The 14,706-nt window shown below is 75.8% G+C and carries 14 protein-coding genes; 11 read left to right on the plus strand and 3 right to left on the minus strand.

Going from position 1 to position 14,706, the window contains the following annotated elements; genetic code table 11:
• Positions 1-47: 47 nt before the first annotated feature.
• The gene (locus tag V6V16_RS15935) at positions 48-1,400 is read left to right on the plus strand and encodes a cellulase family glycosylhydrolase (RefSeq protein WP_334562856.1); all 1,353 of its coding nucleotides are present in this window, start codon (positions 48-50) and stop codon (positions 1,398-1,400) included.
• A 49-nt stretch (positions 1,401-1,449) separates the two neighbouring features.
• Here the strand turns inward: V6V16_RS15935 and V6V16_RS15940 are convergent, their stop codons facing one another.
• On the minus strand, positions 1,450-1,668 hold the full coding sequence (locus tag V6V16_RS15940) for a DUF397 domain-containing protein (protein WP_088992395.1): 219 nt from the start codon (positions 1,666-1,668) through the stop codon (positions 1,450-1,452).
• Between the two features lie 70 nt (positions 1,669-1,738).
• Between V6V16_RS15940 and pepN the strand changes: the two genes are divergently transcribed.
• From pepN to V6V16_RS15985, 9 genes are all read left to right on the plus strand, one after another.
• Positions 1,739-4,255, plus strand: a complete 2,517-nt coding sequence (pepN, locus tag V6V16_RS15945) for an aminopeptidase N (protein ID WP_334562859.1) — start codon at positions 1,739-1,741, stop codon at positions 4,253-4,255.
• Positions 4,256-4,325: 70 nt separating this feature from the next.
• A complete protein-coding gene (nadD, locus tag V6V16_RS15950; RefSeq protein ID WP_334562861.1) occupies positions 4,326-4,922 on the plus strand; it encodes a nicotinate-nucleotide adenylyltransferase in 597 nt (198 codons plus the stop codon).
• A gap of 110 nt (positions 4,923-5,032) precedes the next feature.
• The gene (gene rsfS, locus V6V16_RS15955; RefSeq protein WP_210837515.1) at positions 5,033-5,443 is read left to right on the plus strand and encodes a ribosome silencing factor; all 411 of its coding nucleotides are present in this window, start codon (positions 5,033-5,035) and stop codon (positions 5,441-5,443) included.
• The gene (locus V6V16_RS15960; protein ID WP_334562866.1) at positions 5,440-6,069 is read left to right on the plus strand and encodes a histidine phosphatase family protein; all 630 of its coding nucleotides are present in this window, start codon (positions 5,440-5,442) and stop codon (positions 6,067-6,069) included. The genes rsfS and V6V16_RS15960 overlap by 4 nt, the downstream gene beginning before the upstream one ends.
• Before the next feature lie 39 nt (positions 6,070-6,108).
• Positions 6,109-6,969: a DegV family protein gene (locus V6V16_RS15965; RefSeq protein ID WP_334562868.1), complete on the plus strand. Its 861-nt coding sequence runs from the start codon at positions 6,109-6,111 to the stop codon at positions 6,967-6,969.
• A 210-nt stretch (positions 6,970-7,179) separates the two neighbouring features.
• A complete protein-coding gene (locus tag V6V16_RS15970; RefSeq protein WP_334562870.1) occupies positions 7,180-8,163 on the plus strand; it encodes a ComEA family DNA-binding protein in 984 nt (327 codons plus the stop codon).
• Entirely contained in the window at positions 8,160-10,589 is a 2,430-nt protein-coding gene (locus tag V6V16_RS15975) for a ComEC/Rec2 family competence protein (RefSeq protein WP_334562872.1), read from the plus strand. Before V6V16_RS15970 ends, V6V16_RS15975 begins: the two co-directional genes overlap by 4 nt.
• Before the next feature lie 124 nt (positions 10,590-10,713).
• The gene (gene holA, locus V6V16_RS15980; RefSeq protein ID WP_334562950.1) at positions 10,714-11,694 is read left to right on the plus strand and encodes a DNA polymerase III subunit delta; all 981 of its coding nucleotides are present in this window, start codon (positions 10,714-10,716) and stop codon (positions 11,692-11,694) included.
• Entirely contained in the window at positions 11,691-12,146 is a 456-nt protein-coding gene (locus V6V16_RS15985) for a hypothetical protein (RefSeq protein ID WP_334562874.1), read from the plus strand. Before holA ends, V6V16_RS15985 begins: the two co-directional genes overlap by 4 nt.
• Before the next feature lie 301 nt (positions 12,147-12,447).
• Here V6V16_RS15985 and rpsT read toward each other — a convergent pair whose 3' ends face one another.
• Both rpsT and V6V16_RS15995 read right to left on the minus strand, forming a co-directional pair.
• Positions 12,448-12,714 carry a 30S ribosomal protein S20 gene (rpsT, locus tag V6V16_RS15990; protein WP_334562876.1) on the minus strand — a complete coding sequence of 89 codons (267 nt, stop codon included), beginning with the start codon at positions 12,712-12,714 and terminating at the stop codon, positions 12,448-12,450.
• 273 nt (positions 12,715-12,987) lie between these two features.
• The gene (locus tag V6V16_RS15995) at positions 12,988-13,983 is read right to left on the minus strand and encodes a phosphotransferase family protein (protein WP_334562878.1); all 996 of its coding nucleotides are present in this window, start codon (positions 13,981-13,983) and stop codon (positions 12,988-12,990) included.
• 99 nt (positions 13,984-14,082) lie between these two features.
• Between V6V16_RS15995 and V6V16_RS16000 the strand changes: the two genes are divergently transcribed.
• Positions 14,083-14,619 (plus strand): DUF4240 domain-containing protein, encoded by a 537-nt coding sequence (locus V6V16_RS16000; RefSeq protein WP_334562880.1) that lies wholly within the window; start codon positions 14,083-14,085, stop codon positions 14,617-14,619.
• Positions 14,620-14,706: the final 87 nt, after the last annotated feature.

Genomic DNA, 14,706 nt, shown 5'->3' on the forward strand with positions numbered 1-14,706 from the left:
GGCGTGCCTGCGCCCCGAGTCGTCGGGGCCTCACCCTGAGGTAGGCAATGAAAAGAAGGATCGTCACCCTCGGCGCCGCGTTCCTCGTCGTCGTCGCGTCCGTCCTGGTGTTCGTCAAGCCGGCGGACGCGGCGGTGGGACTGCACGTCGAAGGGCGCGACATCGTCGAGGCGAACGGCCGGCCGTTCGTCATGCGGGGCGTCAACCATCCGCACGTCTGGTTCACCGGCCAGACGGACTCGTTCGCCGACGTCAAGGCGCTCGGCGCCAACACCGTCCGGGTGGTGCTGGGCAGCGGCAAGCGGTGGGGTCCGTCCACCGACGTCGCGAACGTGATCTCACTGTGCAAGCAGAACCGGTTGATCTGCGTCCTGGAGGTCCACGACACCACCGGCTACGGCGAGGAGGGCGCCGCCGCCTCGCTCGACGAGGCCGTCGACTACTGGATCAGCCAGAAGAGCGCGCTCGTCGGCCAGGAGGGCTACGTCGTCATCAACATCGGCAACGAGCCGATCGGCAACGTGAACGCCGGCCAGTGGACCGCCGCGACCGCCGCCGCGATCACGAAGATGCGCGCCAACGGCTTCGAGCACCTGCTCATGGTCGACGCGCCGAACTGGGGCCAGGACTGGCAGTACGTCATGCGGGACAACGCGCAGACGGTCCTGGACGCCGACAGCCGGCACAACACCGTGCTCTCCATCCACATGTACGCGGTCTTCAACACGGCCAAGGCCATCACCGACTACCTGGACCGGTTCGAGGCCAACGGCTGGCCGCTGGTGATCGGCGAGTTCGGCTGGCGGTTCAACGCCAACGAGGTCGACCACGAGACGATCCTGGCCGAGGCACAGGCGCGCGGCCTGGGCTACCTCGGCTGGTCCTGGAGCGGCAACACCGACCCCATCCTGGACATGGCCACCGACTTCGACCCCGCCCGGCTCACCACCTGGGGGCAGCGGATCTTCAACGGCGCCAACGGCATCAAGGCCACGGCCAGCGAGGCCACGATCTTCGGCGGTGGGCCGACCGGGACGCCCTCGCCCATCCCCACCCCCACCCCGACGGAATCACCCACCCCCAGCCCGACCGGCGGCGGCAAGGCCTGCGCCGCCGAATACCGGGTGGTGGGCCAGTGGCCGGGCGGCTTCCAGGGCGAGGTCCGGGTCACCGCCGGCAGCTCGGCGATCAGCGGCTGGACCGTCACGTGGACCCTCGCCTCCGGCCAGGCCGTCAGCCAGGCCTGGAACGCGACGGTCACCACCGGCGGATCCGTCGTCACCGCCCGGAACGTGAGCTACAACGGCAGCCTCGGCGCGGGCGTCGCCACGACCTTCGGCTTCCTCGGGTCGTGGAGCGGCGACAACGCCGTCCCGACCCTCTCCTGCACCGCCACCTGACCGACCGGCAGTCCGTCCCGCGCGCGTCCGCGCGGGACGGGCGTCGCCGTCAGTCCAGGTCGAACTCGCCGTCCTGGGCGCCGGCGACGAACGCGTCCCACTCGGCCTGGGTGAAGACCAGGACCGGGCCGTCCGGCTCCGCGGAGTTGCGCATGCCGATCAGGTCGTCGACGAACGCCACCTCGACGGCGCTCTCGGAGGTGTCACCCTCGGCCCGCTGCCAGACCGCCCGGGAGAGGTCGAAGTCGCCCTTGGGGTGCGAAGCCATCGTTCTGTCCTCCAGTGCCACGGGGTGATGGGGGAGACACGTGCGGTTCCCCATCGGGCAGGATAAGCGGATGCCGAGCCTGACCCGTGTAGAGGCGACCGCGCGTGGCGCGGCGATCACCGTCGAGTCCTATCAGCTGGACCTCGACCTGACCGGCGACGGCGACCGGTTCCGCTCCGACGTGACCATCCGCTTCCGCGCGGCGTCCGGCGCGGAGACCTTCGCCGAGGTCCAACCCGCGAAACTGCTGGCGGTACGCCTCAACGACCGCGACGTCGACCCGGCCTCGCTGGCCGGCAACCGGCTGCCGCTGACCGGGCTGGCCGAGACCAACACGCTCACCGTCACCGCCGAGATGGCGTACTCGAACACCGGCGAGGGAATGCACCGCTTCGTCGACCCCGCCGACGGCGAGACCTACCTCTACGCGATGTCCTTCCTGGACAACGCGCAGCGCGTCTTCGCCGCGTTCGACCAGCCCGACCTGAAGGCGCCGGTCACCCTGTCGGTCACCGCCCCGCCGCACTGGGTCGTCGCGGCCAACGGCCTGCTCGCGGCCACCCCGCGCCCCGGGCGCTGGGAGTTCGCGCCGACGGCGCCGCTGGCCACGTACCTCGTCTCGCTGATCGCCGGCCCCTGGCACGTCCGGCGCGACGAGCACGACGGCATCCCGCTCGCCGTCTACTGCCGGCGCTCCCTCGCGGCGCACCTGGACGCCGACGCCGAGGAGATCCTGACCGTCACGAAGCAGTGCCTCGACCGGTTCCACCGGCTCTTCGCCGAGCGCTACCCGTTCGGCAAGTACGACCAGGCGTTCGTGCCGGAGTTCAACGCCGGCGCGATGGAGAACCCGGGCCTGGTCAACTTCCGCGACGACTACGTCTTCCGCTCCGCCGTCACCGACACCGAGCGGGAGCAGCGCGCCACCACCATCGCCCACGAGATGGCGCACATGTGGTTCGGTGACCTGGTCACCATGCGCTGGTGGGACGACCTGTGGCTGAACGAGTCCTTCGCGGAGTACCTGGGTACCCGGGTGACCGCCGAGGCGACCCGCTTCGACCGGGCCTGGACGACCTTCGCCCTGCGGCGCAAGGCCTGGGGCTACGCGGCCGACCAGCGCCCCTCCACCCACCCGGTGGCGCCCGAGGAGGTCGCGGACGCCGCCGAGGGGCTGCTCAACTTCGACGGCATCTCGTACGCCAAGGGGGCGAGCCTGCTGCGGCAGCTGGTCGCCTGGCTCGGCGACGACGTCTTCCTCGCCGGCCTCAACGACCACTTCGCCAGGCACCGCTTCGGCAACGCCACCCTGGCCGACCTGCTCGGCAGCCTCGCCGCCGCGGCCGGGCGGGACCTGTCCGGCTGGGCGGAGCGCTGGCTGCGCTCGGCGCAGGTCAACACGCTGCGTGCCGAGGTCACCGTCGACGCGGGCGGCCGCTACACCGAGGTCGCGATCAGGCAGACCGCCCCCGCGTCGCACCCGGTGCTGCGCCCGCACCGCATCGGCCTCGGCCGGTACGCCGCCGACGGCACCGTGCTCCGGACGGAGGTCGACCTCGCCCCCGACACCGACGGCGGTCGGACGGTGCTCGCCGGGCTGGCCGGCGAGCCGGCGGCGCGGCTGCTGCTGCCGAACGACGGCGACCTGACGTTCGCCAAGATCCGGCTCGACCCCGCGTCGGCGGACGCCGTGCCGCTGGTGCTGCCCGCCCTGGCCGACCCGCTGGCCCGGGCGCTGCTCTGGGGCGAGGCGCTGGACGCCGCCACCGACGGGGAACGGCCGGTCGCCGGCCTGGTCGCCCTGGTCGCCGCCGCCCTCCCCGCCGAAACCGAGGTGATCATCACCGAGGACGTGCTGGCGCTCGGCCGCTCGCTGGTCGACCGCTACCTCGACCCGCCCGCCCGCGAGGCCGCCCTGGCGCAGCTCGCCGCCGCCTGTCGGAAACTGCTCGACGGCGCCCCGGCCGGCGGGTCGCTCCAGCTCGCCGCGGCCCGGGGCTGGATCGCCGCCAGCATCGACGCGGAGCGGCTGGCCGGCTGGCTCGCCGGCCGGGACGTCCCGCCGGGGCTCGCGGTCGACGCCGAGCTGCGCTGGGCGCTGCTGCTGCGGCTGGTGGTGCTCGGCGCGGCCGGCGCGCCGGAGATCGCCGCCGAGGCCGGGGCCGACCCGAGCGCCGCCGGCGCCGAGCGGGCCGCCCGGTGCCGCGCGGCGCTGCCCGACCCGGCCGCCAAGCGGGCCGCTTGGGAGATCGTCGTGTCGAACACCGAGCTGTCCAACCGGCTGGTCGAGGCGACCGCGGAGGGGTTCTGGCAGCCCGAGCAGGCCGGGCTGACCGCCGGCTACGTCGAGCGGTACTTCGCCGACATGCCGTCCGCCGCGCGGTCGCGTACGCCCTGGGTGGCCGACCAGGTGGCGAAGCTGGCCTTCCCCCGGTACGCGGTGGCGCAGCCCACCCGGGAGGCGGCCGCGGCGCTGCTGGCCCGCGACGACGTCACCCCCGGCCTGCGCCGGGTGGTCGCCGACGCCGACGACGACCTGCGCCGCGCCCTGATCGCCCGGACCGCGGTCGCCGCCGCGGGGGCCTGAGCGTCCGCCGGCCGGGACGGAACCGGCGGCCCCGGGAGGCCGACGGTTCCGCCCGCCCTAGGATCACGGGGTGGAGGAAGACACCCGGCGGGTCGGCATCATGGGCGGCACCTTCGATCCGATCCACCACGGGCACCTGGTCGCCGCCAGCGAGGTGGCCGACCGGTTCGGGCTGGACGAGGTGGTCTTCGTCCCCACCGGCGAGCCGTGGCAGAAGGCGGACGAGGCGGTCAGCCCGGCGGAGGACCGCTACCTGATGACGGTGATCGCCACCGCCTCCAACCCGCGTTTCCAGGTCAGCCGCGTCGACATCGACCGGGGCGGGCCCACCTACACGGTCGACACCCTGCGCGACCTGCACGCCGAGTACGGCCCGAAGGTGCAGCTGTTCTTCATCACCGGGGCGGACGCGCTGGAGCGGATCCTCTCCTGGAAGGACCTGGACGAGATCTTCGAGCTGGCCCACTTCATCGGGGTGACCCGGCCGGGCTTCGAGCTGACCGACGCGCACCTGCCGGCCGACACCGTCAGCCTGGTGCAGGTGCCGGCCATGGCGATCTCGTCCACGGACTGCCGGGCCCGGGTCGCCCGGGGGGAGCCGGTCTGGTATCTCGTGCCGGACGGTGTGGTGCAGTACATCGGCAAGCGGCGCCTCTATCAGCGGTGATTAGGCCCGTTCTGGGGTGGTTCGGGCGGGTAACGCGCCAGAACTGACGAGTCGGGATTCCGACGGGTGTGAGACGCTTGGAGGATCGCACGGTTGATCGAAGGAGAACGGTGACAGTTTCCGAACGCGCCCACGAGTTGGCCATCGCCGCCGCCCAGGCCGCGGCCGACAAGAAGGCGCAGGACATCGTCATCATCGACGTGGGCGACCAGCTCGCCATCACCGACGCGTTCCTGCTCGCCGCGGCTCCCAACGAGCGTCAGGTGCTCGCCATCGTCGATGCCATCGAGGAGCGGCTGCTCGAACTGCCGGAGAAGGCCAAGCCGGTCCGGCGGGAGGGCGAGCGGGGCGGCCGTTGGGTGCTGCTCGACTACGTCGACATCGTGGTGCACGTCCAGCACACCGAGGAGCGCGAGTTCTACGCGCTCGACCGGCTCTGGAAGGACTGCCCGACGATCCCGTTCGTCGACCGGGACCTCGTCGACGCCGAGTCCGGCACGGGCTCCACCACCGCCGAATGACCCGCCTGATCATCTGGCGGCACGGCAACACCGACTGGAACGCCGCCAGTCGCGTACAGGGGCAGACCGACGTCCCGCTCAACGACCTGGGCCGCGAGCAGGCCCGTACGGCCGCGCCCCTGCTCGCCGCGCTGCGGCCGGACGCCATCGTGGCCAGCGACCTGATCCGTGCGGCGGACACGGCCGCCGCGCTGGCCGCGCTGACCGGGCTGCCGGTGGGCCAGGACCCGCGGTTGCGGGAGCGGCACTTCGGGTCCTGGCAGGGGCTGGCCCTCACCGAGGCCGCCGAGCGCCACCCCGCCGAGTTCGCCCGCTGGCGGGCCGGCGACCCGGACCCGGGCGCCGGCATCGAGACCCTCGATGACCTCGGCAAGCGGGTCGGCGCGGCCCTCGTCGACGCGGCCGCCGCCGCGCCGGGCGGCACCGTGGTGGTCGTCACCCACGGCGGCGCGGCCCGCCAGGGCTGCGGCAACCTGCTCGGCTGGGAGCCCGCCGTCCTGCGCACCGTCGGCTCGTTGCAGAACTGCCACTGGACGGAGCTGCGGCACGACGACACGCGGGGCTGGCACCTGCGTGCCCACAACGTCGGCCTGATGGGTGTGCCGGCCGCCACCGAGCCGGTCTGACCCCGGCGTCCGGCGGCGACATCGGCTAGCGTGCCGGGCATGCCCGTCGCGGTCGTCACCGACTCCACCGCCTACCTCCCGCCCGAGCTGCTGCGCGCGCACCGGCTGACGGTGGTGCCGCTGGCCGTCGTGCTCAACGGCGCCGAAGGGCTGGAGGGGGTGGAGACCACCCCCGCCGACGCCACCCGGGCGCTGGGCGGCCGGCGCGTCTCGGTGAGCACCTCCCGCCCCGCCCCGGAGCAGTTCGTCCGCACGTACCGGGACCTGCTCGACGCCGGGGCCGCCGGGGTCGTCTCGGTGCACCTGTCGGCCGAACTCTCCGGCACGGTGGAGGCCGCCCGGCTGGCCGCCGCCGAGTTCGGCGACCGGGTCGCCGTGGTCGACAGCCGCTCGACCGGCATGGGCCTCGGCTTCCCCGCCGTCGCCGCCGCCACGGCCGCCGAGCGGGGGGAGGACCTGACGGGGGTACGCGACGCCGCCGTGGCCGCCATCTCCCGCACCACCATCTGGTTCTACGTCGACACGCTGGAGTTCCTCCGTCGGGGCGGCCGGATCGGCGCCGCCGAGGCGCTGCTCGGCACCGCGCTGTCGGTCAAGCCGATCATGCACATGCCGGACGGCGCGATCGTCCTCAAGGACAAGGTGCGCACCGCCAGCCGGGGCGTGGCGCGACTGGTCGACCTGGCCGTCGAGGCCGCCGGCGACGCCGAGGTGGACCTGGGCGTGCACCACCTCGCCGCGCCGCAGCGGGCCGAGGCGCTGCTGGAGGCGCTGAGGGGCCGGCTGGGTGACCGCCTGCGCGACGCGTACGTCTCGGAGGCCGGCGCGGTCGTCGCCGCGCACGCCGGTCCCGGCCTGGCCTGCGTGGTCGTGCACCGCCGCCCGCCCACCGTCGGCTGACGCCGGTCCCGCGGCGGCGTCCGCCCACGTCGCTGCCACACCTGGTGACTCGCCGACGGGTGAGCCTGCCGACGGCGCCGCCGACCTGCGGCTGCTTCGGCGCTAGCACATCGCCGGCATGATCGGGGCACCGTCCACAGGTGGCGTCGTCGTCCACAGCCTGACTCCGCGCGACTCTCCGATCGGTCCCCGCGCTCCTAGCCTCACGACGTGTCAGACGACGAGGAGACGGTGGTCCGGGAACGACTGCGCCGGCTGCTGGGGGCCGCGCCGGTCGGCGCGGCCGACCCGGATCACCTGCCGCCGCCGGCCGCCGCCGCGCCGCCGTCCCCGGCGGCCCGCGCGACCGCCCCGCTCGCGGTCTCGGCGTCGACCCCGGCTCTCCCGCCGCCGGCGGTTGCGCCCTTCCGGCCGGCGCCGGTCGCGGCCTCTCCGTCGGCGTCTCCGTCGGCGTCCGCCGTGGCCGGGTCGGCGGCGCTGCCGGAGCCCGACCCGCCGGACCGGGTTTCCGAGGCGGCGGCCGGGGTCGCGCCGCCGTCCCGGCTGCCGGGGCCGGGGGCCTTCGACCCCGGCCGACGCGGTGTTCGGGCGCTGGCCGCCGTCGCCGCGCTGGTGGTGCTCGGGGCCGGCGCCTGGGCCTGGCGCTCCCGGCCGCAGACCGAGCCGGTCCGCCCGGCGACCTCGGCCGGGGCGCCCCCGGCGCCCGGGGCGGTGACGGGGCTCGCGGAACCCTCGGTGACGGCGGCCGGCGAGCTGGTGGTCGCCGTCGCCGGCAAGGTGCGCCGGCCCGGGCTCGTCCGGGTGCCGGCCGGCGCGCGGGTCGCCGACGCCGTCGAGGCGGCCGGCGGGGCACTGCCGGGAGTGGACGTGGCCCTGCTCAATCCGGCCCGCAAGCTCACCGACGGGGAACTGGTCCTGGTCGGCGTCGCGGCGCCGCCGGGTGCGCCACCCCCGCCCGGCACGGCGCCCGGCGGCGCGCCGGGAGCGGCGCCCGGTGCGGGTGGCCGGCTCAACCTCAACACGGCGACGCTCGCGCAGCTCGACGCGCTGCCCGGCGTGGGCCCGGTGCTCGCCCAGCGCATCCTCACCCACCGCGACCAGCACGGCGGCTTCCGCTCCGTCGGTGATCTGCGCCAGGTCGACGGCATCGGCGACGCCCGCTACGAGCAGCTCAAGGACCTGGTGACGGTGTGACGGCGGCCAGCAGAACCGGGCCGCCCGGAGCCGGGCTCCCCGGCGGCGACGACGCGAGCGGGCAGGCCACGGCCGCGATCGACCTGCGGCTGGCCGGCCTGGCGGTGGCCGCCTGGCTCGCGGCGCTGGCCGGGCTGCACCTCACCGCCGGCGTGACCCTGCTGCTGGCGGTGGTGGCGGGCGCGGCGGCCGGCCTCGGTGGGCTGCACCTGACCGGCGTCCTCGGGCGGCCGGCCGCCCCGGTCCGGCGGTACGGCTGGATCGCCGTGGCCGTGCTGCTCGGCGTGGTCTGCGGCGCGACGGCGACCGCCGCGCGGCTCTCCGTCCGCGACGCCGCGCCGCTCCGCGCCCTCGTCGAGGAGCGCGCCACCGTCACCGCCGAGCTGCTCGTCCGCGACGACCCCCGCCCGGTCCGGGGCGTCACCGGGCGCCCGGCGACCCTGCTCGTGCCGGCCGAGCTGGCCAGGGTCGCGGGTCCCGACGGGCGGCGGGTCGTCGCGCGGGTCCGCGTCCTGGTCCTCGCCACCGATCCGGGCTGGCGAGGGCTGCTGCCCGGGCAGCGGGTGACAGCCGAGGGGAGGCTGGCCGCGCCGCGCGGGGGCGACCTGACGGCGGCCGTGCTGAGCGCGGCCGGCCCGCCCGCGCGGCACGGCGCGCCGCCGTCGGCGCAGCGGGCCGCGGGGGTGCTGCGCGCGGGTCTGCAACGGGCCTGCGCGCCGCTCCCCGACGAGCGGGGCGGTCTGCTGCCCGGCCTCGTGGTCGGCGACACGAGCCGGTTGCCGCCGACGGTCGAGGAGGACTTCCTCGCCACCGGCATGACCCACCTGAACGCCGTGTCCGGCTCCAACGTGGCCATCGTCGTCGGCGCCGTGCTGCTGCTGGCCCGCTGGGCGCGGGCCGGTCCCTGGCTGGCCGCCGGGCTCTGCGGGCTGGCCCTGGTGGGCTTCGTCATCCTGGTCCGCCCCTCGCCCAGCGTGGTGCGGGCCGCCACCATGGGGGCGATCGGGCTGGCCGCCCTGGCGGCCGGGCGTCCCCGGGCGGCGCTGCCCGCCCTCTCGGCCGGGGTGGCCGTGCTGGTGCTGCTCGACCCGGAGCTGGCCGGGGACGCCGGCTTCGCCCTCTCCGTGCTGGCCACCGGCGGCCTGCTGCTGCTGGCCCCGAGGTGGCGCGACGGGCTGCGCCGCCGCGGGGTGCCGGCCGGGCTCGCCGAGGCGTTGGCCGTACCGGCCGCCGCGCAGCTCGCCTGCGCCCCGGTGGTGGCGGGGATCTCGGGCACGGTGAGTTTGGTCGCGGTGCCGGCGAACCTGCTCGCGGTGCCGGCGATCGCGCCCGCCACGGTGCTCGGCGTGCTGGCGGCGGCCGTGTCGCCCGTCTGGCCCGCCGGAGCCGAGTTCGTCGCGTGGCTGGCCAGCTGGCCGGCCTGGTGGCTGGTCACGGTGGCGCGGCACGGCGCGCGCCTGCCGGCCGGCACGCTGCCGTGGCCGGGTGGGACGACCGGTGCCCTGCTGCTGGCCGGGCTCACCGTCGCGCTGCTGGTGGCGACCCGGCACCCGGTGGTCCGCCGGCTGGTGGCGGTCGTGGTCGTCGCCGTGCTGGCCGGCACGCTGCCGGTGCGGCTGGCCGCCCCCGGCTGGCCGCCGGCGGGCTGGGTGGTCGCGGCCTGCGCCGTCGGCCAGGGCGACACGGTGGTGCTTCCGGTGACGGCCGGCCGGGCGGTGGTGGTCGACGCCGGGCCGGACCCGGCGGCGGCGGACGGTTGCCTGCGTCGGCTGGGCGTACGGGAGGTGGCGCTGCTGGTGGTCAGCCACTTCCACGTCGACCACACCGGTGGCGTCGCGGGCGTGTTCCGGGGGCGGCGGGTCGACGCCGTGCTCACCCCGCGCTGGCCGGAGCCCGCCGCGGGGCGGGACCTGGTCCTCGCCGAGGCGGCGGCGCACGCCGTCGACGTGGTGGCGGGCGGAGCAGGTTGGCGGTACCGGGAGGGCGGGGTCGAGTTCGGCGTCATCGGCCCGCCCCAGCCGATGCGGGGCACCCGGTCGGATCCGAACAACAACTCCCTGATGCTGCTCGCCACCGTCGCGGGCGTGCGGATCCTGCTCGCCGGGGACGCCGAGACCGAGGAGCAGCGGGCGCTGCTGGACAGCACGGCGCCGGGCGGGCTGCGGGCCGAGGTGCTGAAGGTCGCGCACCACGGTTCGGCCTACCAGGACCCGGCCTTCCTGGACGCGGTGCGTCCCCTGGTCGCCCTCGTGCCGGTGGGGGCGGGCAACACGTACGGGCATCCCAACCCGGCGGTGCTCGGGCGGCTGGCGCGGAACGGGGCGCGGGTGTTGCGTACCGACACGGAGGGGGACGTGGCGGCGGTGGTCGGCCGAGCGGGTCTCGCGGTGGCGGCACGGGGTGCTCCGTCCGGCCGGCAGCGCTAGGGAATAGACGGCAATTGTTGGCAATAAGGAGGTGTCGAGGGGAATGTCTGGATTCGCGCTGAGTGCGGGCCGTGCAGCCGGAGTGCCGATGAGCAGGCTGGATCCGGCCGCCGGCCGTGCGAATATGGGCGGCGTGACCGCCGCCAGCCTCGCTCCTATTCTGCTCGTCCTCGGCGACGAGGAGCTGCTCGCCACGCGCGCGGTCACCGAAGCCGTCGCGAAGGCCCGCAGCCTCGATCCCGACGTGGACGTCCGCGAATACCAGGCCGGCACCCTGGTCCCCGGCGAGATCGCCGAGATGCTCAGCCCGTCCCTCTTCGGCGGGCGGCGGGTGCTGGTGCTGCGCGCCGGCCAGGACGCCCGCAAGGACCTGGTGGCCGCCCTGCTGGCGTACGCGAAGAACCCCGACCCCGACGTGCAGTTGGTCGTGCTGCACCTCGGCGCGGCCAAGGGCAAGGCGTTCGCCGACGGGTTGAAGGCCGCCGGTGCCACGGTGGTGCCCGCGGCCAGGCTCAAGGGGCACCGCGAGCGGGTGGCCTTCGTGCGGGACGAGATCCGCCGTGCGGGCGGCAAGTGCACCGACGACGCCGCCGAGGCGCTGATCGCCGCCGTCGGCAACGACATGCGCGAGCTGGCCGCCGCCTGTTCCCAGCTGATCTCCGACACCGACGGGCGGATCGGCGCCGACACGGTCGCCCGCTACTACCGGGGCCGGGTCGAGGTGACCGGCTTCACCGTCGCCGACGCCGCGATGGTGGGCGACGTGCCGGGGGCGCTGGAGGCGCTGCGCTGGGCGCTGCACGTGGGAGTCGATCCGGTGCCCATCGCGGACGCGATCGCCGACGGCGTACGCACCGTGGCCCGGGTCGCCGCCGCCGGGCGGGGCGACCCCTACCAGCTGGCGGGCACCCTCGGCATGCCGGCGTGGAAGATCAGGACGGCCCAGCAGCGGGCCCGTGGCTGGACGCCCGAGGGCCTGGTTCAGGCGATGCGCGCCGCCGCCGAGTGCAACGCGGCCGTCAAGGGCGGTTCGGACGACCGGGCGTACGCGCTGGAGCGGGCCGTCTTCTCGGTCGCGGCCGCCCGGCAGGGCGGCGCCCGGTGAGTCGATCGCCTCGCGGCTCGTGGGCCACGATCCCGGCCGACGAGGAGCGGTACCGCCCGCTCTACGCCCGCCTGCTCGGGCTGCGTTTCGTCAACCCGGGCGGGGTGCTCTGTTTCCTGTTCTTCGAGGGCGCCGTCGCGCTCGCCGCGCTGCTGGCCCTCGCCGAGTTGGTCACCTGGTGGTCGGTGCTGATCCTGCCCGCCACGGTGGCGGCGATGGTGAAGCTCAACGACATGGTGGCCGCGGCGGTGGTCCGTTCCGCCGCTCTCGTGCCCGAGCAGGAACGGGACCGGTTCCGACAGCAGATGGAGCCCGCGGTGGGGCGCGCCAGGGTGGACTGGGTCCGGCACAGCGTGCCGGGCGCGGTCGTGACGGCGTCACCGGTGCCGCGTGCCGCGCCCGCCCGGCGGGTGCGCCCTGACCGGCGTGGCGGCGCGGGGGAGCGGAGCTAGGAGGACCGCGCCGACGCTCTCTGCGGCCACCGGGGAACGGCAGGCGTCCGGAGGCACGAGGCGCGGGGCGGGGCAGGTGGCCGGAAGCCCCAGGAGACCGGGGAACGGCAGCCGGAAGCCACGAGGCGCGGGCCAAGGCAGGCAGCCGGGGCCGCGAGGCGCGGGCCAAGGCAGGCAGCCGGAAGGGCCCGGGAGGCCGGGAGCGGCAGGCCACCGGAAGCCCGGCGGAGCGGGGAACGGCAGACAGCCGGAAGCCCCGGGGCGTGCCCGGGGCTTCCGGTCGGGTCTACGGGTCGCCTCGTCAGGCGGAGAGCGACACCACGCGCTTGGCGATCGCGGACTTGCGGTTCGCGGCCTGGTTCGAGTGGATCACGCCCTTGCTGACCGCCTTGTCCAGCTTGCGCGAGGCCTCCTGCATGAGGATGGCGGCCTTCTCGGCGTCACCAGCCTCGGCGGCCTCGTTGAACTTCCGGACGGCGGTCTTCAGCGACGACTTGACCGACTTGTTACGCAGCCGGCGCTTCTCGTTCTGCCGGTTGCGCTTGATCTGGGACTTGATGTTCGCCACGCGACAGCCTCGTCTTGATAGCTCGGGTTGGTCTGCTTCCGCGCGCGACGAGCATGCGTCATCGCTGCGCGAAGAGCCAGGCTACCAGGTCGCCCCGGGACGAGCCAAAACGGCTCGGTCCACCCCTGGCGGGCGCGCGCCTCGCCCCGGGCCGCGGCGACCCGTGGGCGGCGACAGGTCACCTCGTCCCGGGAGCCGCGTCGGCCGGTCACCCCGCCTCGGAGCGCCGCGTCGACCGACGGCCCCGCCCGCACTCCGGGGCCCCGCCGACCGTCAGCCCCAGCCTCGTCGGCGGGCGAGCCAGCCGAGCGACTGCTCGCCGCTCCACCGTTGGTGCGCGGGCAGGTGCGGCGAGGCGGTCTTGGGCGCCGAGGTGGCGGTGGTGAGGAAGTAGCCGGACAGGGCGGCGAGGGTGACGTCCAGCGCGTCGGAGGGCGCGCCGGCCGACGCCGGGTGCCCGGCGAAGAGCGCGTCGGCGTCCAGCCCGTCGGCGTACGCGGTGAGCAGCAGCGTCGCCAGGTCGAACCAGGCCGGCCCGTGGCAGAGCCAGGCCCAGTCGCAGAACCAGGCCTGCCCCGCCCCGTCGATCAGCACGTTGTCCAGCCGCAGATCGCCGTGGATCAGGCCGGTGGCGGTGGCGGCGTACGGGGGGAGCCGGGACTCCAGCGCGACCAGGTCGGGCAGGCGGTCCCGCAGCGGCGCGGGCAGCGGCGGGGCGGGCTCCCGCCCGGCGGCCACCTCGCCCCACCAGAGGATGTCCTCCCGCGCCAGGTCGGCGAGGTGGGGCAGCCCCGCCGCGACCAGCCCGGCCGGGGGAGCGGAGAGGGCGGCGGCGACGTCGGCGTACCCGGCCAGGGTCGCGGCCAGCTCGGCCGGGTCCCAGGGCAGCCGGGGCGTGTGCCCGTCGACGGCGTCCAGGCAGAGCGCGAACCAGCCGGCCTCGTGCAGGGTCCACCGGGGGCGGGGCGCCCGCAGCGGCTCGGGGAGCCGGCTGAGGAGCGCGGCCTCCCGGGCGTACCAGTCGACCAGCCGCGGTTGCTCGGCGGCGGGGGCGGCCTTGACGAAGGCGTGGTCCCCGGCGGCGGTGCTGAGCACGGCGGCGAAACCGCGGGTGAAGCCGGCGCCGGCGCTGCGGGCGGCGACCACGGGTGCGCCGAGCCGGCCGGCGACGGCGGTGCGCAGCGCCGCCGGCAGCGTCTCCCACGCCGGCCGCCGGGCGGTCGCGTGGTACGGCACGGGCGGCGGGGACGTCGAGGTCACGCCCACCATGCTGCCGCTCGGCGGCGCGCCCCGCAGCGCGCCCGCGACCGGGCCGGGCCGTTCCCCGCCGTGGGCGCGGTGGCGGCGCGGTCTGCCAGACTGCGGGCCATGAGGACCGACGACTTCTGGCAGTTGATCGACCGGGCCCGGGCCGGCGGCGGGGGAGAGCCGCACGCCGTCGCCGCGCGGGCCGTCGCCCTGCTCGCCGAGCGCGATCCGGAGGACATCGTCGGGTACGCCCACCACCAGGCCCGGGTGCTGGCCGCCTCGCACCGGGTGGACCTCTGGGGCGCCGCCTACCTGATCAACGGCGGCGTCTCCGACGAGGGCTTCCACCACTTCCGGGGCTGGTTGATGACGCAGGGCCGCGAGGTGTTCGCCCGTGCCGTCGCCGACCCGGACTCGCTGGCCGGGCTGCCGCAGATCCGGGCGGCCTCGCTCAGCGGGGAGGAGTTCGCGGGTGCGGAGATGCTGGCGGTGCCGTGGGACGCGTACCGCCGGGCCACCGCCGCCGAACTGCCGGCGGACCGGGAGCCGGCGCCGGTGCCCGACCTCAACGACCTCTGGGACTTCGACGACGAGGAGGAGGCGAAGCGGCACCTGCCGAAGCTCGCCGCCCTCTTCGTCGAGCCGCCCGCGGAGTGACCTGACCCGGCCGCGCGACGGGGGCGCGGCGGCGACGTGGGAGCATAGAGGGGGCCGGCGTCGTGTCGGCCCGCTCACGTCAGCCGA

This window comes from Micromonospora sp. CPCC 205561 (assembly GCF_036906775.1).
Classification (GTDB): Bacteria; Actinomycetota; Actinomycetes; order Mycobacteriales; family Micromonosporaceae; genus Micromonospora.

Coding starts and splice junctions, on each gene's coding strand:
- V6V16_RS15960 (WP_334562866.1), top strand. CDS start 5,440: ATGACCCGCCTGATCATCTGGCGGCACGGCAACACCGACTGGAACGCC.
- V6V16_RS15940 (WP_088992395.1), bottom strand. CDS start 1,668: ATGGCTTCGCACCCCAAGGGCGACTTCGACCTCTCCCGGGCGGTCTGG.
- holA (WP_334562950.1), top strand. CDS start 10,714: ATGGGCGGCGTGACCGCCGCCAGCCTCGCTCCTATTCTGCTCGTCCTC.
- V6V16_RS16000 (WP_334562880.1), top strand. CDS start 14,083: ATGAGGACCGACGACTTCTGGCAGTTGATCGACCGGGCCCGGGCCGGC.
- V6V16_RS15965 (WP_334562868.1), top strand. CDS start 6,109: ATGCCCGTCGCGGTCGTCACCGACTCCACCGCCTACCTCCCGCCCGAG.
- pepN (WP_334562859.1), top strand. CDS start 1,739: ATGCCGAGCCTGACCCGTGTAGAGGCGACCGCGCGTGGCGCGGCGATC.
- V6V16_RS15995 (WP_334562878.1), bottom strand. CDS start 13,983: ATGGTGGGCGTGACCTCGACGTCCCCGCCGCCCGTGCCGTACCACGCG.
- V6V16_RS15935 (WP_334562856.1), top strand. CDS start 48: ATGAAAAGAAGGATCGTCACCCTCGGCGCCGCGTTCCTCGTCGTCGTC.